The 17,233-nt window shown below is 62.8% G+C and carries 19 protein-coding genes; 9 read left to right on the top strand and 10 right to left on the bottom strand.

Annotation, left to right across the window (positions count from 1 at the left end):
- The first annotated feature begins 1 nt into the window (after position 1).
- The 4 genes from nuoN to ACLI1C_RS10165 all read left to right on the top strand — a co-directional run bounded on the left by nuoN (position 2) and on the right by ACLI1C_RS10165 (position 4,379).
- On the top strand, positions 2-1,447 hold the full coding sequence (nuoN, locus tag ACLI1C_RS10180; RefSeq protein WP_411396745.1) for an NADH-quinone oxidoreductase subunit NuoN: 1,446 nt from the start codon (positions 2-4) through the stop codon (positions 1,445-1,447).
- A complete protein-coding gene (locus ACLI1C_RS10175; protein WP_411396744.1) occupies positions 1,448-2,278 on the top strand; it encodes a biotin--[acetyl-CoA-carboxylase] ligase in 831 nt (276 codons plus the stop codon).
- Between the two features lie 74 nt (positions 2,279-2,352).
- Positions 2,353-4,026, top strand: coding sequence for a ribonuclease J (locus ACLI1C_RS10170; protein ID WP_411396743.1), 1,674 nt, complete (start codon positions 2,353-2,355; stop codon positions 4,024-4,026).
- Between the two features lie 104 nt (positions 4,027-4,130).
- Positions 4,131-4,379: a DUF1467 family protein gene (locus ACLI1C_RS10165; protein WP_411396742.1), complete on the top strand. Its 249-nt coding sequence runs from the start codon at positions 4,131-4,133 to the stop codon at positions 4,377-4,379.
- Positions 4,380-4,395: 16 nt separating this feature from the next.
- Here the strand turns inward: ACLI1C_RS10165 and ACLI1C_RS10160 are convergent, their stop codons facing one another.
- Positions 4,396-4,725 carry an MmcQ/YjbR family DNA-binding protein gene (locus tag ACLI1C_RS10160; protein WP_411396741.1) on the bottom strand — a complete coding sequence of 110 codons (330 nt, stop codon included), beginning with the start codon at positions 4,723-4,725 and terminating at the stop codon, positions 4,396-4,398.
- Between the two features lie 326 nt (positions 4,726-5,051).
- On the opposite strand from ACLI1C_RS10160, the gene proS reads away from it, so the two are divergent.
- Genes proS through ACLI1C_RS10145 form a run of 3 tightly spaced genes read left to right on the top strand, consistent with a single transcriptional unit; the run spans position 5,052 to position 8,462 of the window.
- Entirely contained in the window at positions 5,052-6,401 is a 1,350-nt protein-coding gene (proS, locus tag ACLI1C_RS10155; protein WP_411396740.1) for a proline--tRNA ligase, read from the top strand.
- The gene (locus ACLI1C_RS10150) at positions 6,398-7,783 is read left to right on the top strand and encodes an ABC transporter permease (protein WP_411396739.1); all 1,386 of its coding nucleotides are present in this window, start codon (positions 6,398-6,400) and stop codon (positions 7,781-7,783) included. The genes proS and ACLI1C_RS10150 overlap by 4 nt, the downstream gene beginning before the upstream one ends.
- The gene (locus tag ACLI1C_RS10145) at positions 7,776-8,462 is read left to right on the top strand and encodes an ABC transporter ATP-binding protein (RefSeq protein ID WP_411396738.1); all 687 of its coding nucleotides are present in this window, start codon (positions 7,776-7,778) and stop codon (positions 8,460-8,462) included. The genes ACLI1C_RS10150 and ACLI1C_RS10145 overlap by 8 nt, the downstream gene beginning before the upstream one ends.
- A 34-nt stretch (positions 8,463-8,496) precedes the next feature.
- On the opposite strand, the gene ACLI1C_RS10140 is transcribed toward ACLI1C_RS10145, so the two are convergent.
- The 7 genes from ACLI1C_RS10140 to ACLI1C_RS10110 all read right to left on the bottom strand — a co-directional run bounded on the left by ACLI1C_RS10140 (position 8,497) and on the right by ACLI1C_RS10110 (position 14,236).
- The gene (locus ACLI1C_RS10140) at positions 8,497-8,913 is read right to left on the bottom strand and encodes an HIT family protein (RefSeq protein WP_411396737.1); all 417 of its coding nucleotides are present in this window, start codon (positions 8,911-8,913) and stop codon (positions 8,497-8,499) included.
- Positions 8,914-8,916: 3 nt separating this feature from the next.
- Positions 8,917-10,041: a hypothetical protein gene (locus tag ACLI1C_RS10135; RefSeq protein WP_411396736.1), complete on the bottom strand. Its 1,125-nt coding sequence runs from the start codon at positions 10,039-10,041 to the stop codon at positions 8,917-8,919.
- Between the two features lie 55 nt (positions 10,042-10,096).
- A complete protein-coding gene (locus ACLI1C_RS10130) occupies positions 10,097-11,275 on the bottom strand; it encodes a GNAT family N-acetyltransferase (protein ID WP_411396735.1) in 1,179 nt (392 codons plus the stop codon).
- Positions 11,276-11,353: 78 nt separating this feature from the next.
- Positions 11,354-12,118, bottom strand: a complete 765-nt coding sequence (locus tag ACLI1C_RS10125) for a glycerophosphodiester phosphodiesterase family protein (protein ID WP_411396734.1) — start codon at positions 12,116-12,118, stop codon at positions 11,354-11,356.
- Positions 12,119-12,176: 58 nt separating this feature from the next.
- Positions 12,177-12,635: a RidA family protein gene (locus tag ACLI1C_RS10120; RefSeq protein ID WP_411396733.1), complete on the bottom strand. Its 459-nt coding sequence runs from the start codon at positions 12,633-12,635 to the stop codon at positions 12,177-12,179.
- Positions 12,632-13,954 carry a DNA polymerase IV gene (locus tag ACLI1C_RS10115; RefSeq protein ID WP_411396732.1) on the bottom strand — a complete coding sequence of 441 codons (1,323 nt, stop codon included), beginning with the start codon at positions 13,952-13,954 and terminating at the stop codon, positions 12,632-12,634. Before ACLI1C_RS10115 ends, ACLI1C_RS10120 begins: the two co-directional genes overlap by 4 nt.
- A 3-nt stretch (positions 13,955-13,957) precedes the next feature.
- Complete coding sequence (locus ACLI1C_RS10110; protein ID WP_411396731.1) at positions 13,958-14,236, bottom strand: DUF3572 family protein; 279 nt, start codon at positions 14,234-14,236, stop codon at positions 13,958-13,960.
- 97 nt (positions 14,237-14,333) lie between these two features.
- On the opposite strand from ACLI1C_RS10110, the gene ACLI1C_RS10105 reads away from it, so the two are divergent.
- Together ACLI1C_RS10105 and ACLI1C_RS10100 are read left to right on the top strand one after the other, a co-directional pair.
- On the top strand, positions 14,334-14,705 hold the full coding sequence (locus tag ACLI1C_RS10105; protein WP_046170152.1) for a response regulator: 372 nt from the start codon (positions 14,334-14,336) through the stop codon (positions 14,703-14,705).
- Positions 14,706-14,796: 91 nt separating this feature from the next.
- A complete protein-coding gene (locus ACLI1C_RS10100; RefSeq protein WP_411396730.1) occupies positions 14,797-16,167 on the top strand; it encodes a PleD family two-component system response regulator in 1,371 nt (456 codons plus the stop codon).
- Between the two features lie 404 nt (positions 16,168-16,571).
- Here the strand turns inward: ACLI1C_RS10100 and rpmG are convergent, their stop codons facing one another.
- Entirely contained in the window at positions 16,572-16,739 is a 168-nt protein-coding gene (gene rpmG / locus ACLI1C_RS10095) for a 50S ribosomal protein L33 (protein ID WP_056233989.1), read from the bottom strand.
- Between the two features lie 94 nt (positions 16,740-16,833).
- Entirely contained in the window at positions 16,834-17,229 is a 396-nt protein-coding gene (locus tag ACLI1C_RS10090; RefSeq protein WP_411396729.1) for a DUF983 domain-containing protein, read from the bottom strand.
- Positions 17,230-17,233 lie beyond the last annotated feature (4 nt).

Raw genomic sequence — 17,233 nt, 5'->3', positions numbered from 1 at the left:
CGTGAACTCAGACGTTATCGATTTCGCGAGCCTGGCTCCCGCCTACCCGGAAATGCTCCTGGCCGTGGGCGCCATCGTGCTGCTGCTCGTCGGCGTGGTGATCAACAAGGAGCGCTCCCTGCTGGTCTCCTATGGTGCAGTGCTGCTGCTCCTGGTCGTTGGCGCCGTCATCCTGTTCGCGCCTGCCGAAGGCGTGATCTTCAATGGCGTCTTCATTGCTGACAGCTTTGCCCGCTTCATGAAGGTGCTGGTGCTGGGTGGTTCGGCCTTCTCGCTGATGCTGGCCCTGCCGCGCGCCGAGGAAAACGGCACGCACAAGTTCGAGTATGCCATCCTCGTGTTGCTGGCGACGCTGGGCATGATGGCCATGGTTTCGGCCAATGACCTGATGAGCCTCTATGTCGGGTTGGAGCTGCAGTCGCTCTCGCTTTACGTGCTGGCCGCCATCAAGCGCGACGACAGCAAGGCGACCGAAGCGGGCCTCAAGTATTTCGTGCTGGGCGCCCTGTCCTCGGGCATGCTGCTCTATGGTGCCTCGCTGATCTATGGCTTTACCGGCCATACCAATCTGCAGGAAATCGTGCTGGCCATTGCCAATGAGGGCCGCTCGATCGGTCTCATCTTCGGCCTCGTCTTCCTGCTCGCCGGTGTTGCATTCAAGATTTCGGCGGTGCCGTTCCACATGTGGACGCCCGACGTCTATGAAGGCGCGCCGACACCGGTCACCGCCTTCTTCGCCACGGCTCCCAAGGTGGCTGCCATGGCGCTGCTGGTGCGGCTGGTGATGGACACGTTCCAGGGCATTGCCAGCGACTGGCAGCAGATCGTGATCTTCCTGTCGATTGCTTCCATGGTGCTGGCAGCCTTTGCCGCCATCGGCCAGCGCTCGATCAAGCGACTGATTGCCTATTCCTCGATCGGCCATGTCGGCTTCGCACTGGTCGGCCTGTCGTCGGGAACGCAGGTTGGCGTCGAGGGCGTGGCGATCTACATGGCGATCTATGTTGCCATGACGGTTGGCCTGTTCGCTTGCCTGCTATCGCTGCGGACCGATGCCGGTTACGTGGAAACCATCGACGAGCTGGCTGGCGCGGCGCAGACCCGGCCCTTCGTGGCGGCTATCATGGCCATCATCATGTTCTCGCTGATCGGGATGCCGCCGCTGGCAGGGTTCTTTGCCAAGTGGCACGCCTTCCTGGCCGCCATCGACGCCCAGCTCTATGTGCTGGCGGTGATCGGCGTGCTGGCTTCGGCCGTGAGCGCCTTCTACTACCTGCGAGTGGTCAAGGTGATGTATTTCGATGAGCCGGTGCGCCAGTTCCAGGCGGTTCCGGCCGAGCTGAACATCATCATGGCGGTCAGCGGTTTCCTGCTGGTGACCTATTACTTCACGGTCGGCAGCCCGCTGGCCAGCTATGCCCAGACGGCCGCCGGAAGCCTGTTCTAGGTGAGCGAGTTCGCTCTTGGACACAAGGCGCGCGCGGCCGGTTATCGGCTGCGCGGCTATGACAGCATCGGCTCCACCAATTCCGAGGCGCTCGCTGCTGCCTCAGCAGGCGATCCCGGCGGGATATGGTTTGCCGCGCGGCAGCAGACAGAGGGCAGGGGACGCCGGGGCCGCCAGTGGGAGAGCCCGCACGGCAACCTGGCCGCCACGCTCTTGATTGTGCCCGAGGCCGATCCCACCTTGGCGGCAACGCTGGGCTTTGTTGCCGGCGTTTCTCTCAGCACGGCCCTGTCGGCGATTTTGCCCGGCGGACTGGTAAAGATCGGTATCGACGGGGCGGATGGGCTGGGCGGCAATTCCCGCATTGCTCTGAAGTGGCCCAATGATGTGTTGGCCGATGGCGCCAAGCTTGCAGGGATATTGCTGGAAGCCAGCAAGCTGCCGGACGGTCGTCACGCCATTGCCATCGGCTTTGGCGTCAACGCGGTTGCGGCGCCGCAAGGTTTACCCTATCCCGCAACCAGTCTTGTCGAGCTCGGCGTCAGTCGGACCGCCGAGGATGTCTTCGAGGCGCTGAGTGATGCCTGGGTGGACGTTTTCGGGGTTTGGAATGATGGCCGCGGCATTGGCGACGTGCTGAAGCAGTGGCGCGCGTCCGCGGCCGGGATCGGCGCGCCGGTGGCCGTCAACCAGAACGGGGAAGTGCTCCGCGGCATTTTCGAAACGATCGACGACGCTGGACGACTGATCGTCCGCGCCGATGACAATCGCCGCATCGCGATCACCGCGGGCGACGTACATTTTGGGGCAACGGCCAGCGCCCGAAGCTGACCACAAACAACTGCGCAGGCGACCGGCGACCAATGATCGCTCCGGCGTTGCGCTCGAAAGGACTGAACTGACCCATGGCTAAAAACCAAAGGGATGAACTCGTCTTCGTGCCGCTCGGCGGCGTTGGCGAGATCGGCATGAATATGGGCGCATACGGCTTTGGGCCGGAGCGCTCGCGCAAGTGGATCGTCGTGGATTGCGGCGTGACCTTCGGCGGGCCCGACCTGCCCGGGATCGAGCTGATCATGGCCAATCCCGAATTCCTCGAGGAACGCGCCGACGACGTGCTGGCGCTCATCCTGACCCACAGCCACGAAGACCACTACGGCGCCGTGCTCGACCTCTGGCCGGGGTTTGAAAAGCCGGTCTTTGCCACGCCCTTCACCTCGGCCATGCTGGCCGCCAAGCGTGCAGGGGATGGCATTGTTGAAAATGTCGACATCACCATCATGCGTCCCGGCAAGCCGTTCACCGTCGGCCCGTTCACCATCGAGGCGATCAATGTCGCCCACTCGATCCCCGAATCCAATGCGCTGCTGATTTCGACGCCCGTGGGCCGGGTGCTTCATACCGGCGACTGGAAGCTTGATCCGACGCCGGTGGGCAATGCCCCGACCGATGTGGCGCGCCTGCAGAAGATCGGCGAGGACCGCTCGACACCTCTGGCGCTGATCTGCGACTCGACCAATGCGCTCAAGGATGGCGAGAGCCCCAGCGAGGCCGAAGTGGCCGCCAATCTGGCTGCGATGATCGCCGAGTCGCCCAACCGCGTCGCCGTGACCACCTTTGCCTCCAATGTCGGCCGGGTGATCTCGATCGTCCGTGCTGCCGAAAAGGCCGGCCGCCAAGTGGTGATGTCGGGTCGCTCGCTGCACCGGATTACCGGCATTGCCCGGGAACTGGGCATGCTCGAGGGCCTGCCGCCGCTGCTCGACCAGGATGCCTATCGCTCGATTGCCCGCAACAAGATCGTGCTGATCTGTACCGGTTCGCAGGGCGAAGCCCGCGCCGCCATCGCCCGCATCGCGCGCGGCGAACATCCGGTTATCGAGCTGGCTGCTGGCGACCGCATGATCTTCTCGTCCTGGGCCATTCCGGGCAACGAGCGGGAAGTCATCGACATCCAGAACATGCTGATCGACAAGGGCGTCGAGGTCATCACGCAGAATGACGGGCTGGTGCACGTGACGGGTCACCCGCGTCGTGACGAGCTGCGCAAGCTCTACAGCTGGGTGAAGCCGGAAGTGCTGGTGCCGGTGCATGGCGAAGCGGTGCATTTGCAGGCCCATGCCAAGCTCGGTCGCGAATCCGGCATCCCCAATGTCTGCGGCATCCGCAATGGCGATCTGGTGCGGCTCTTCCCCGAGACCATGACCTATCCGGCCGAAGTGCGCACGGGCGAGCTCTATCTTGATGGCCTCGTGCTGTGCACGCCGGACGAATCCGGTGTCAAAGGCCGTCGCCGCCTGTCCTTTGGTGGGCATGTTGTGGTCAGCCTCTGCGTCAACGGCAGTGGCCAGGTCGTTTCGGGCCCGGATCTGGTGATCGAAGGGCTGCCCGAGACCGAGGACGAGTCGCTGAGCGAGCTGGTGGAAGACACCGTTGCCGGCGTCATCAAATCCATGCCGCCCAAGCGGCGCAGCGACACCGAAGTGCTGAACTCGGCCCTGTTCAAGGCCATCCGCAACGAGGTCAATGCCTATTGGGGCCGCAAGCCGAACGTTTCGGTGTTCGTGCACCGGGTCTAACGCACGCTGCAGGCGCGCTGCGGCAATAAGCGACGGCGCTTCCCGCTTCCGTGGGAATGCCGCCGGGCGTATGTGAAGACCTGTCACGTCGCGAGGATATGCCCATGCAGATCGGCTCCATCATTGCCGTCTTCTTCGTCATCTGGTGGCTGAGCTTCGTCGCCGTGTTGCCGATCGGCAATCGCAGCCAGGCAGAGGCGGGGAACGTCGTGGCCGGCACCGATCCGGCTGCGCCTGTGACGCCCCGCCTGCTGCGCCGTGCCCTGATCGCCACCGGGCTGGCGATCCTGATGACGGGCCTGCTGTTCTGGGCCCTCAGCAACGAGGCACTGCACCACTACTGGAACCGCTGAGCGTCCGAGGTCAAAGCTAGCGCCGCTGGCGTTTCGGCTTTCCCACGGCATGGGCATGCGCCATTGCGAGCGCAGCGCTGAGGTCTTCCTCGGTGGCAGATGCCAATGTCACACAGGTCCAGCTTTGGCGACCCCAGGCGTTCTGGACCGGCGCAAAAACCTCCGGCGCCAGCTGGCATTTGAATTCCTGCTCGTCCGGGGAGAATTTGAGGTTTGCTGTCCCGCCATGCGCCGGCAGGGTCGCGTAGATGCGGTCGACCTTGAAGGCGGCCCGGTCGAAATGCGGCGCCTCGGTCGTGCCCGGCAGGGATAGAGCTATGCGTCTGAGGTCTGCCGCCTCCGCCATCTTGCGCCTTCTCAACTCGACGAACAGGGATATGTTCGAGCGCGGAAATAAAAAAGCGGGGCACAAGGCCCCGCTGAATTGAGTTTGTTCGACAATACGCTGGTCTTAGGCGCGCTACTGAAGCGCGCTGCCAACGCTCCTCCCTTGACGTTGTCGACGTCCGGCGATTTGTCACCGCCTGTGCTTTATTGCGAGGGACCCTAACAACAAGAATCCGACCTGTCACGTAGATTCTGCATGCCTTCCATGCTTGCATCGGATGGACGAGTAGGATTTGAGTGGGCATCAACAAAAGCCTTGAGTCGACGGTCATTTCGGGAGTTCACATGCGCCTGTCCCGCTACTTCTTGCCCGTGCTGCGTGACGTGCCCAAGGAAGCCGAAATCGTCTCGCATCGCCTGATGCTGCGTGCCGGCATGATCCGCCAGCAGGCCTCCGGCCTCTATTCCTGGCTGCCGCTCGGCTACAAGGTGCTGATGAAGGTGCAGAAGATCATCGAGGAGGAGCAGAACCGCTCCGGCGCGGTGCAATTGCTGATGCCCACGATCCAGTCGGCTGACCTGTGGCGCGAGAGCGGGCGTTACGACGCCTATGGCAAGGAAATGCTCCGCATCGAGGACCGGCACGAGCGCGAATTCCTCTATGGCCCGACCAATGAGGAGATGATCACCGACATCTTCCGCAGCTATGTGAAGTCCTACAAGGACCTGCCGCTGAACCTCTACCACATCCAGTGGAAGTTCCGTGACGAGGTGCGCCCGCGCTTTGGTACCATGCGAAGCCGCGAATTCCTGATGAAGGATGCCTATTCCTTCGATCTGAGCAAGGAAGCGGCCGTCGAGGCCTATGAGCGCATGTTCGTGGCCTATATGCGCACCTATGCCCGCATGGGGCTGACCGCCATTCCGATGCGCGCCGATACCGGCCCCATCGGCGGCGACCTCAGCCATGAGTGGATCGTGCTGGCCGATACGGGCGAGAGCGCCGTGTTCTGCGATCGGCGCCTGCTCGACAAGCCCATTCCCGGGCCCGATACCGACTTCCGGGGCGACCTCAAGCCGATCTTTGAGGACTGGACCTCGCTCTATGCCGCGACTGAGGACATGGTCGACATGGCCGAATATGAAGCTGCCGTGCCGGAAGAGCATCGCGTCTCGGCGCGCGGCATCGAAGTCGGCCACATTTTCTACTTCGGCACCAAGTATTCCGAGCCCATGAAGGCGACCGTGACCGGTCCCGATGGCAAGGAAATCACCGTGCATATGGGCTCCTATGGCATTGGGCCGACCCGTCTGGTGCCCGCCCTGATCGAGGCATTCCACGACGATGCGGGCATCGTCTGGCCGGTTTCGGTCGCGCCCTTCGAGGCGGTGCTCATCAACCTCAAGGCTGGCGACGCGGAGTGCGATGCCGCCTGCGACGCGCTCTATGCGGCGTTGAACGCAGCGGGCCTAGATATGCTCTATGACGATCGTGACCAGGGCGCAGGTGCCAAGTTCACCACGGCCGACCTGATCGGCATTCCCTACCAGATCATCCTGGGGCCGCGCGGGCTGAAGGCCGGGGAAGCCGAAATCAAGCATCGCAAGACCGGTGAGCGGGAGACGCTGCCAATTGCCGATGCGGTGGCGCGTCTCAAGGGCCTCATCGAACCGCAGCGAAAGACCGACATTTGACCGACACGGCGCCGCCTCTGCTGAACAAGGGCACGCGCGCTTTTTCGCGCTTTGAGTGGATGGTCGCTGGGCGCTATCTGCGCGCCCGGCGCAAGGAGGCGTTCATCTCCGTGATCGCCAGCCTCACCATGGTGGGCGTCGCCATTGGTGTGGCCACCCTGATCGTCGTCATGTCGGTGATGAACGGGTTCCGGGCGGAGCTGCTGACCAAGATTCTGGGCCTCAATGGCCATTTCACGGCCTATCCGATCGAGCGCGAATTCACCGATTACAAGGAAACGGTGGCTGCGCTCGAACAGATCGACGGTGTGAGCTTTGCCGTCTACTTCGTCGAGGGCCAGGTGCTGGCTTCGGGGCAGGGCAGTTCCACCGGCGTCACCGTGCGCGGGATGGACGAAGAAAACCTCAAGAAGCTCGAGCTGCTCTACAATTCTGCCGAACAGGGCGGCTGGGACCAGTGGGACGAGACCAAGGGCATCGCCATCGGTTATCGCCTGGCCCAGACGCTGGGCGTGTCGCTGGGCGACCAGGTGCAGATCATCAATCCCGACGGGGCGATGACGCCCTTCGGTTCGACTCCGCAGATCCGCTCCTATCCGGTCAATGTCATCTTCGATCTGGGCATGGTCGAGTTCGACAGCTTCTTCATGTACATGCCGCTCGAGCCGGCGCAGGACTATTTCAAGATGGTCAAGGAGGTGCTGAAGCCTGGCGCTCAGCCTCCCGCCACTGGCCCGCTCGATCCGCCTCCGACCGACGAGCAGATTGACGCCGCCTACGACCGCGTAGGGGAGGCCAGTGCGGCCGAGATATTCATCGACGACCCCGACAACACCACGGTGATGCGGCAGCGACTGCAGGCAGACCCTTCCGCCCGTCCGCTGGTGCTGACGGACTGGCAGCAGCGCAATGAGACCTTCTTCTCGGCGCTGCAGGTGGAGCGGGTGGTGATGTTCACCATCCTCTCGATGATCATCCTCGTGGCCGCATTCAACATCATCTCCAGCCTGATCATGCTGGTGAAGGACAAGAGCGCGGATATTGCAGTGCTCCGGACCATGGGCGCCACGCGCGGCGCCATCATGCGCATCTTCTCGATCACCGGCACGACAATTGGCGTGGTAGGCACGCTGAGCGGCGTGGTGCTGGGGCTGATCGTGGCTGCCAATGCGGAGCCGCTGCGCGCCTTCGTTTCCAACACGCTCGGCGTAGCCATTTTCCCGCCTGAGGTGTTCTTTCTGTCTTCGCTGCCTTCCAAGACGGACCCGATGGAGGTGACGGTTGTGGTGTGCCTTGCACTGGGGCTCAGCTTCCTCGCTACGCTTTATCCGGCCTGGCGCGCCGCCCAATACGACCCGGTCGAGGCCCTGCGCTATGAGTAAGCCGCATCTGGTGTTGACGGACGTCCACCGCCATTACGGCCAGGGCGACAAGATCGTCCGCGTACTCGAAGCCGCGAACCTGACCGTCCAGAGCGGCGAACTTGTCGCCCTGGTGGCGCCGTCTGGTGCCGGCAAGTCCACGCTGCTGCATCTGTCCGGCCTGCTGGAGAGCCCGCAAGGCGGGGAAGTCGAGATCATCGGCGTCAAGACCAGCAAGCTGGGTGACCGCGGGCGCACGCAGCTGCGCCGGTCCACCGTGGGCTATGTGTACCAGTTCCATCATCTGCTGCCCGAGTTCACGGCATTGGAGAATGTCTCCATGCCGCAGCTGATTGCCGGCAAGTCCCCCGCCGAAGCCAACAAGCGCTCGATGGAGCTGCTGGAACTGCTGGGAATCGCACAGCGCGCCAGTCACCGCCCGGCCGAGCTGTCCGGGGGCGAGCAGCAGCGCGTCGCCATTGCCCGCGCCGCAGCGAACCATCCCAAGGTCATTCTCGCCGACGAGCCGACAGGCAATCTCGATCCGGAAACCAGCGACCTGGTGTTTGGCGCCCTGGCCAACCTGATCAAGAATGAAGGCGCTGCCGCGCTCATTGCCACGCATAACCACGATCTGGCGCGCCGCGCCGACCGCATCGTGACTCTCAAGGGTGGGTTGGTGGTCGATCACACTCTGTGATCGGCCTGGGCATTGAGCTGGTCAGCGGTGACCGCTAGAGGGCGGCGGCTATATCCTTGGCCAGGGCTGCCAATTCGCCATCATCGGCCTTGCCGCCCCCATGTGCGCCCAGTGGCACGCCTGCATAGACCGGTATGACGTGGAAATGCAGATGGAACACCGTCTGCCCGGCCGGCGCCTCGTTGAACTGCGCGACACGAATGCCGTCCGCTCCCGTCGCAGTCTTCACCGCATTGGCGACCTTTTGTACCAGCGGGATGACCGCGGCGAGCGTCGCCGGTTGGGCATCCAGCAGATTGCGTGAGGGCGCCTTGGGGACGATCAGCACATGGCCGCGGGACTGGGGAAACAGGTCCATCATCACCAGCGCGACCTCATCCTCATGGACCTTGTGCGCCGGAATTTCCCCGCGCAGGATTTTGCCGAAGATGTTGGACGGGTCGTAGCTCATGGTTCACTCCGCCGGCTGGGAAATGTCCGGCTGCTCCTTCTGGAAGAAACGGAAACGGAAATAGTTGAGCACGGCCAGCCCGGTCAGCGTCACCGGTACGTAGCGGAAGCCGCGACGAATGAAGAACAGGGCGATATTGACGGCGGTCGCCGCGCTCATGGCGCCCTTGCCCATGGCTGAGGTGAAGGACGACGGCACGATATGGCGATAGATCAGGGCATCGGAGCGATAGTAATCGCGGGCCCGCAGGGCGAAAGCCCGCTTAGAGGCCGAATAGGCCTTGAGCTCATCCATCCCCATGTCGCCATGGAACTCCACTTCCGAGCCCAGTGCCCAGACTTCCGGTGGCGCCAGCCGCGTCTTGCCGATGTCCGTGAAGAGCTCGGTCAGCTCGCGGAAGGTGATGTTGTTGGCATTCCAGCAATCCTCGGTTTTGGCGCCGTGTGAGAGGATGAGCACATCGGCGCGCTCAAGCTTCTCGCGCATGCGGTCATAGTCGCCGGGCGCGAAGTCGATGCCTGACTTGGCCGTCTCGACAATCCCGCCCAAGGCCGTCAGCCTGTCCACCATTGCTGAGCCGAAGGCGCCGCTGGCGCCGGTCACAAGGAAGCGGCGTCCCTTGATCTGGCAGGTCGTGCCGAAGATCAGGTCGAAAATATTAGCGAAGGACGAGAAGAAATTGTGCGGATAGACGTGGTGCATGGCGTGGTAATTGTTGTCCACCCAGAGCAGCCCCTGTTGTCCACCCACGCGGTCCATCGACATGTGATTATAGTCCAGGCCTTCCTCACGCAGGGTCATGACCAGCATGACCGTGCGAATGGCCGCGACAGCCGCGATGACGGGCCAGGGAAAGACCAGCAGGAAGATCAGCGTGCCCGCCATTGCCGTCAGGTATTCGGGCAGGATGTGGAACCACACATTGGCCCGGGCATAGGCCGGGTTGATCTGCATGTCGAGCCCGAGGAACTTGTGATGCACCCAGTGCCATGAGGACAGGGTCCGCAGCAGGGAGAAGCGCGAGCCTTCCCATTTGTGCAGGGTCCAGTGCAGGGCGTCGAACAGGGCCGTCGACGCGATGAAGACGAGCGCGGCCTGCAGCACGAATACGATAATGTCCCAGATCATGGGCTGTTACATAAAGCGGTTGGCGCCAGCGTGAAAGTGGCGATCGTGTCATCCATCAACGGTCGGTCCTCTCGCCCTTGCGGAACGGGGTAAACTGCTCGAGCATTTCCTGGCTCCGCTCCACCGAACGCCGCTCCCGCTCCAGATAGTCGGCAACCGCCTCGCGCAGGCCGGGATGGGCAATCCAGTGCACCGAATGGGTGGTGGCCGGAGCATAGCCGCGGGCCAGTTTGTGCTCGCCCTGGGCCCCGGCCTCGACCACGGCCAGCTTGTGGGCAATGGCATAGTCGATGGCCTGATAGTAGCAGAGCTCGAAATGGAGGAAGGGCACGTCGCGGGTGCAGCCCCAGTTGCGGCCGAAGATGCGATCCTTGCCGACGAAATTGATGGCGCCGGCAATGGGCGTTAAGCCGTCATAGGCCAGCATCAGCACGATGCGGTCGGCCATGGTCTCGTTGAGCCGGGAGAAGAACGCGCGGTTGAGATAGGGCCGGCCCCATTTGCGCGCGCCGGTATCCTCGTAGAAATCGTAGAAGGCGTCCCAGTGGTGTTCCTTGAGGTCGGAGCCGCTGAGCCATTGCACGGTCAGTCCGTCTGCCAGCGCGTCGCGGCGCTCGCGGCGGATGGTCTTGCGCTTGCGCGATGAGAGGGTTTCGAGGAACTCCTCGAAGCTGGCAAAGCCCTCATTGTGCCAGTGAAACTGGGTATCGAGGCGCCGGAGCCAGCCATCGGCTTCGATTTCGGCAGCCTCGGACTCTGGCACGAAGGTGGCATGCACCGAGGACGCGTTGCGCTGGATGGCCAGCTGTTGGGCCGTCGACAGCAGGGCTGCCCGGATGGCGGGGTCGCCCGATGGCACCAAGAGCTTAGGCGCTGTGGCGGGCGTGAACGGCACAGAGCATTGCAGCTTGGGATAGTAGGTGCCGCCAGCCCGCTCGAGGGCATCGGCCCAGCCGTGGTCGAAGACATACTCGCCCATGGAGTGGGATTTGAGAAACAGCGGCATCAACCCGACCGGCCGATCGCTGTCGTCATGCAGCAGGATATGCTGCGGTTGCCAGCCTGTCCGCCCGGTGGCGCAGCCCGATGCCTCGAGCGCCAGGAAGAAGGCGTGATCGAGGAAGGGGTTATCGCTGCGCCCATCCGTAGACGGCACAAGGGCGTTCCACACATCGGCGGGGATATCCGCCGTGCTGGGATGGATGATGGCGCGATAAATCGGCTGGTCTGCCAAGGGAGTTCCGGCGGCGGTCAATGGACGACCCAAGATAGGGCTGTTCGTGCGGCAATGTAAGGTTGCCGCGGCCGCCAATCACGCAGATTTGGCGGCCGGTGCGAATCCCTCAAACACGATCTGGTCGGCAAATGGCGCAGCCGCATCGGCCTCTGCCTGCGAGCGGATGGTCCAGGCCGTGACCGGCTTGCCCAGCGCCCGCCAGAAGGTGATGGCGGGGAGCTGCAGCGCATTCTTGTCGCAGGATATGAAATCGAACTGCGTTTCATGCCAGTGCAGAAGATGCCGGAGCGTGAAGCGCTGGTCGTCGGTCAGGTGACTGTTTTGGTCGCTATCGGCATAGTCATAGGTGATGATGCCGCGCAATCCGGTGAAGCCGAACTGGCGGATCGCCGTCAGCAGGTGCGGATCAAACGATTCGACGGTCACCGGACCATTATAGGATTTCAGCGCTTCGGCCGCCGAGCGGGCCAGCAATTGCGTGCCGGCCACATCGCGCTGATGCTTGAGCTCGATCTGCAGAAGGGCACGGCCACCGATCTGGCTCAGGAAATCGACAAAGCGCTGCGGACAGTCGCCGGCAGCACTGCCGAGCAGGGGCGAGGTGGTGATCTCGGCCGCCGTGGTGTCGGCGACCAGCCCATCCGTGCCCAGCAGGCGCTTCATGTCATCGTCATGAAAGACGACCGGCACACCGTCGCTGGTCAGCTGCAGGTCGCATTCGATGGCAAAGCCACCGACGATGGCCGCCTCGAAAGCGCTGGCGCTGTTCTCGATATAGCCTTCGGCGCGATCATGCAGGCCGCGATGGGCCACCGGATTTGGAAACATTGCCTGGGTCATACTGGTCTCGTCGCGTGGAAGGGCCTCAATCGCACCGTATTGTGACGATGGTGTTGCACTAGACTTCGACGACCGCCTCGATCTCGACGGCCGCGCCGAAGGGCAGGGAGGCAACGCCGAAGGCAGCCCGGGCATGCTTGCCCTTGTCACCCAGCACACCAACCAGGAGGTTGGAACAGCCATTGGCCACCAAGTGCTGCTCGGTAAAGTCCGGGGTCGAGGCCACCAGTACGGTCACCTTGAGGATGCGCTTGATATCGTGCAGCGGCACGCCGCCCATATGGACGATCTGCGACAGCACGTTCAGCGCTGCCAGCTCGGCGGCGTTGCCGCCCTGGACGACATTCATGTTGTCCCCGAGCAGACCGGTCACCACGCCGCCTTCATTGCTCGAGATCTGCCCCGAAACGTAGAGAATGTTGCCGGACCGCGTCACGGGCACATAGCTGGCGACGGGCGCCTTGGGCGCGGGCAGTTCATAGCCATATTCGCGGAGCTTTTCGATCGGACTGGTCATCTGGTCTTGCCTTCATTCTGGTCGTCAGGTTCTGCCGGAATCGGCGCCGGTTTCTGCTTATACAGCTTGCCGCGGACAACTGCCTCGCGACCGAAGCGATCGCGCACGCGATCCATGGCACGTTCGGCCGCCGCCTTGCGGGCGATGGCTGGTTCCAGCAAATCGGCTGGATCGCTGCCAACGTGGGCATCGATACCCGAAACGCCGATTCCGATCAGCCGGAAAGCGGTGCCATCGACTTCACGCTCCAGCAACGACAGGCCGGTGTCATAGATGACATTGGCCAGCTGTGTCGGGATCATCAAATGCCGCGCGCGCGTGCGCAAGCGGAAACCGGCGGATTTGAGCTTGAGCGTCACAGTGTCGCCCACAACCTGCTTGGCCTTGAGCCGCTCGGACAGCCGTTCCGTTACCTTGAGCAGTTCGGTGGAAAGCTGATCGAGGTCACTGATGTCAGTGTTGAATGTCGTCTCGGAGGAGATGGTTTTCATCGCGTCGTCCGACGAAATCCGGCGGCTGTCCTCGCCCCGTGCCAGTCGGGCGAGCCGGGCACCCGTTTCCCCATAGCGGCGCATCAGGTTTTCCGGCGGCTCGTCCTGCAGCTGGCCGATTGTCACCAGCCCATCCTTGCGCAGGGTCTCGGTGAACACCTTGCCCACGCCATAGATGAGGCTGATGGGCTTTGGAGCGAGGAAGGCCAGCGTCTCGGCCTGTCCGATCACCGCGAAGCCGCGGGGCTTGTCCAGGTCGGACGCGACCTTGGCCAAGAACTTGTTGTGGCTGAGGCCCACCGAGATGCTGACGCCAATCTCGGTCTCCACGGTCCGGGCGAAACGGGCCAGCACCAGTGCTGGCGGCCCCTTGTGCAGCGCCTGGGTCCCCGACATGTCGAGGAAGGCCTCGTCGATGGACAGTGGCTCGACCAGGGGCGTCAGGGCATCCATGTGCTCGCGGATCTGCCGGCTGACCGCCACATATTTGGCCATGTTCGGTTTGATGATGACCGCGTCAGGACAGAGTTGCCGCGCCTTGAACATGGGCATGGCCGAGCGGACGCCGGACTGGCGGGCGATATAGCAGCAGGTGGACACAACCCCGCGGACGCCGCCGCCGATGATCAGCGGTTTGTCGCGCAGGCCGGGATCATCGCGCTTCTCGACGGAGGCGTAGAAGGCGTCGCAGTCGACATGGGCGGTCGAGAGGCTGAACAGCTCGGTATGACTGCGCAGGCGCGGCGAACCGCAGCCCGGGCAGCGCATCAGGGCGGTAGTGCCCGTGCCGTATTCGAGGCAATCGCGACAGAGCCACTGGAGGGTCACCTATCACTCCGTGGCATTGAGCCGGTGCCAGACCCGCATGAACTGATCGGGCGAGAGGCCGGAATTTGCGCAGAGGGCGAGCAGAATCGGTTCGTTTGAGGCAAAATAGTCGATGAGCCCGCTCTGCAGGGCAGGTGACCCGACAGACCGGCGGAGCGTGTCCGGATCGAGACCGGCATGTTGCATGAAGGCCAGCAACTCTTCCGGGTTTTCGGCCAGATAGCCAAGGCAGGCCTCGGCCAGTGGAGCGACGGATGGCTCGGCTCTCTCGGAACGCGGCACTGCAGGCCTCATTTGGTGTTTTGTAAGAGATTCGATGGTAGCTGAGTGGAGCGGCAAAGCGAAGCCGCCAGCGCCTCGACGGCGCGGAGAAGGATCCATGCCAAAGACTGTTATGATCGTGGAAGACAATGAGCTGAACATGAAGCTCTTCAACGATCTGCTGGAATCGCGCGGCTATGCCGTCATCCAGACCCGCAATGGCATGGAGGCGCTCGATCTCGCGCGTGCCCACCGCCCTGATCTCATCCTCATGGATATCCAGCTGCCCGAGGTCTCCGGCCTTGTTGTCACCAAGTGGCTCAAGGACGATGACGACCTGGCGCATATTCCGGTCATTGCCGTCACGGCCTTTGCCATGAAGGGTGATGAGGAGCGGATTTTGCAAGGCGGTTGCGAGGGTTACATCAGCAAGCCCATCTCCGTGCCTCACTTTCTGGAAACTATTGCCCGCTACATTGGCCCTGCCTGATCCTGCAGCGCCGCGCCAGCGGCCTGCCTGATAAGCCCGCTCGACGCCGATGGGGGACGCCGTTGGCCAGCGCATTGTTTCGGGGCCCAGAGTGACCGCACGCGTACTGATCGTTGACGACATCCCAACCAATGTCCGCCTGCTCGAAGCGCGGCTGACGGCTGAATATTATGATGTCGTAACGGCATCCTCGGGGCCTCAGGCTCTAGAGATCTGCCAGACGTCGGATGTCGACATCGTTCTTCTCGACGTCATGATGCCCGACATGGACGGCTTCGAGGTCTGCCGGCGGCTCAAGTCCAATGTCCGCACCCAGCACGTACCCGTACTGATGATCACCGCGCTGGACCAGCCCTCGGACCGCGTGAAGGGTCTTGAGGTTGGTGCCGACGATTTCCTGACCAAGCCGGTGGACGACGTGCAGCTGATGGCGCGCGTCAAGAGCCTGGTCCGCCTCAAGTCGCTGACCGATGAACTGCGCGCCCGCGCCACGACCGGCCAGCAGATCGCCGTCGAAGATGCCCTGCGGGCCATGGACAAGATCAGCACCGCAGGCGGCTCCATCCTGATCGTGGATACCGATGAGCGGCATGCCGAGCGGATCAGGAATTACCTCACGCCTGAGCACAGCGTGGACATCCTGACCCAGCCGGCCGATGCGGTGTTCCAGGTCACAGGCGCCAACTACGAACTGGCGCTGGTTGCGATGTCTCTGACCGACTTCGATCCGCTGCGGGTCTGCTCGCAGATCCGGACGCTGGAAAACACCCGGACGCTGCCGATCATCCTGATCGCCGACGAGGCGGACAAGCCGCGCGTGGTGCGAGCACTGGATCTGGGCGTCAACGACTTCATTTCCCGGCCCGTGGAGCGCAATGAGCTCGCGGCGCGCGTCCGCACGCAGATCCGTCGCTATCGCTACGCCATGGAGCTGCGCCAGAGCGTCAACAATACCATGGCCCTGGCCGTTACCGACGACATGACCGGGCTTTACAACCGGCGCTATTTTGACCGCCACCTGGGCGTGATGCTGGGTAAGGCGCAGACGCAGGATCGCGACATGGCGCTGATGATCCTGGATATCGACCACTTCAAGGCCGTCAACGACACCTATGGGCACGACATCGGCGATGCCGTGCTGCGCGAGTTCGCCACCCGGCTCAAGCGCAATATCAGGGGCGTCGATCTGGCCTGCAGATTCGGCGGCGAGGAATTCGTCGTGCTGATGCCCGATACCGATTTTGGCCAGGCCGAGCTGGTGGCGGAGCGGGTGCGGCAGTCGATTGCCGAGAAGGTGTTTGAGGTCAATGCCGGGCGGCCGCTGTCCGTGACGGTGTCGGCCGGCGTGACACTCAATGAGAGCGCGGCTGATACGCCGGAGTCCCTGATCAAGCGGGCTGACGTTGCGCTCTATCGCGCCAAGCGCGAGGGGCGGAACCGGGTGGTGTTCGACGCCGCCTGAGACTGGCGCAATTGGCTGCGTTAGGGTTAAGCGTTATAATTAACAAAGCTTTACCCGATCGGAAGCGCCGGAATTCCTTGAGTTTTTCTGGCCGTGGCGTAGGTTGCCATCAACACGGCGAGTGACCCAAAACGGGACACTTACTGATGGTTCCCTACGGCTCTCTCAGGTCCGCCGCAACTCCTGAGTCCCGTGGGGCGGCTGGTCCGGATGTGGACAGAGTGGCCTCTTCGACATGCCACTCCGGACCAGCCACTCTTTCACACAGCATCCGACCGCACAGCACTCATCCTGACCGGGTGACGGATAGCTGTATCCATGTCGATCAAGCTTGCTCCGGACAGCAAAAAGCCCCGCATCGCAGATGCAGGGCTTTTCGATTCTCGGATCGAGCAGGCGCCAGATTACTTGATCTTGGCTTCCTTGAACTCGACATGCTTCCGCACAACCGGGTCGTACTTGTTGTACGAGAGCTTCTCGGTCTGGGTGCGGGCGTTCTTCTTGGTGACGTAGTAGTAGCCAGTATCAGCCGTCGACACGAGCTTGATCTTGACGGAAGCGGCTTTGGCCATGGTTAGTCCTCACAATACGAAAGGCGCCGTGGAATCCGCGGCGCCGGAAGTTGGGCGCAAACTACGGATTTGGCGCCGATTGTCAAGCCGAAGCTTAGTCCCGCTGGCCGGTGCCGAAGCCATACATGCCGTTGGCCCATTGCATGCCCACAATGGCGCCCTTGATGGAGGGGAGCATGGCCAGCGGCAGGATCACGGCGAGGGGCACCATGGTATAGAGATAGGTCAGCGGATTGACGTGCCAGACCATGTCCATATGCAGCATGATGCCGACCAGCAGGTGGCCGACGATCATGATGGCGATGTAGGGCGGGAAGTCATCGGCACGGTGCAGGTCAAGCTGTTCGCCGCAAGTTTCGCAATGGTCGGCGACCTTGAGATAGGCGCGGAACATCTTGCCCTGGCCGCAAAGGGGGCATTTGCACAGGGTGCCGCGCCAGACGGCCTGGCCCAGATTGCGCTGTTCGATCGCCTTGGAGTCGCCGCTCATCACA

Source organism: Devosia sp. XGJD_8 (assembly GCF_046614475.1).
Classification (GTDB): domain Bacteria; phylum Pseudomonadota; class Alphaproteobacteria; order Rhizobiales; family Devosiaceae; genus Devosia.
This window is presented reverse-complemented; position numbering and strand designations above follow the sequence as displayed.

Coding starts and splice junctions, on each gene's coding strand:
- ACLI1C_RS10170 (WP_411396743.1), top strand. CDS start 2,353: ATGGCTAAAAACCAAAGGGATGAACTCGTCTTCGTGCCGCTCGGCGGC.
- ACLI1C_RS10165 (WP_411396742.1), top strand. CDS start 4,131: ATGCAGATCGGCTCCATCATTGCCGTCTTCTTCGTCATCTGGTGGCTG.
- ACLI1C_RS10160 (WP_411396741.1), bottom strand. CDS start 4,725: ATGGCGGAGGCGGCAGACCTCAGACGCATAGCTCTATCCCTGCCGGGC.
- proS (WP_411396740.1), top strand. CDS start 5,052: ATGCGCCTGTCCCGCTACTTCTTGCCCGTGCTGCGTGACGTGCCCAAG.
- ACLI1C_RS10145 (WP_411396738.1), top strand. CDS start 7,776: ATGAGTAAGCCGCATCTGGTGTTGACGGACGTCCACCGCCATTACGGC.
- ACLI1C_RS10140 (WP_411396737.1), bottom strand. CDS start 8,913: ATGAGCTACGACCCGTCCAACATCTTCGGCAAAATCCTGCGCGGGGAA.
- ACLI1C_RS10135 (WP_411396736.1), bottom strand. CDS start 10,041: ATGATCTGGGACATTATCGTATTCGTGCTGCAGGCCGCGCTCGTCTTC.
- ACLI1C_RS10125 (WP_411396734.1), bottom strand. CDS start 12,118: ATGACCCAGGCAATGTTTCCAAATCCGGTGGCCCATCGCGGCCTGCAT.
- ACLI1C_RS10120 (WP_411396733.1), bottom strand. CDS start 12,635: ATGACCAGTCCGATCGAAAAGCTCCGCGAATATGGCTATGAACTGCCC.
- ACLI1C_RS10105 (WP_046170152.1), top strand. CDS start 14,334: ATGCCAAAGACTGTTATGATCGTGGAAGACAATGAGCTGAACATGAAG.
- rpmG (WP_056233989.1), bottom strand. CDS start 16,739: ATGGCCAAAGCCGCTTCCGTCAAGATCAAGCTCGTGTCGACGGCTGAT.
- ACLI1C_RS10090 (WP_411396729.1), bottom strand. CDS start 17,229: ATGAGCGGCGACTCCAAGGCGATCGAACAGCGCAATCTGGGCCAGGCC.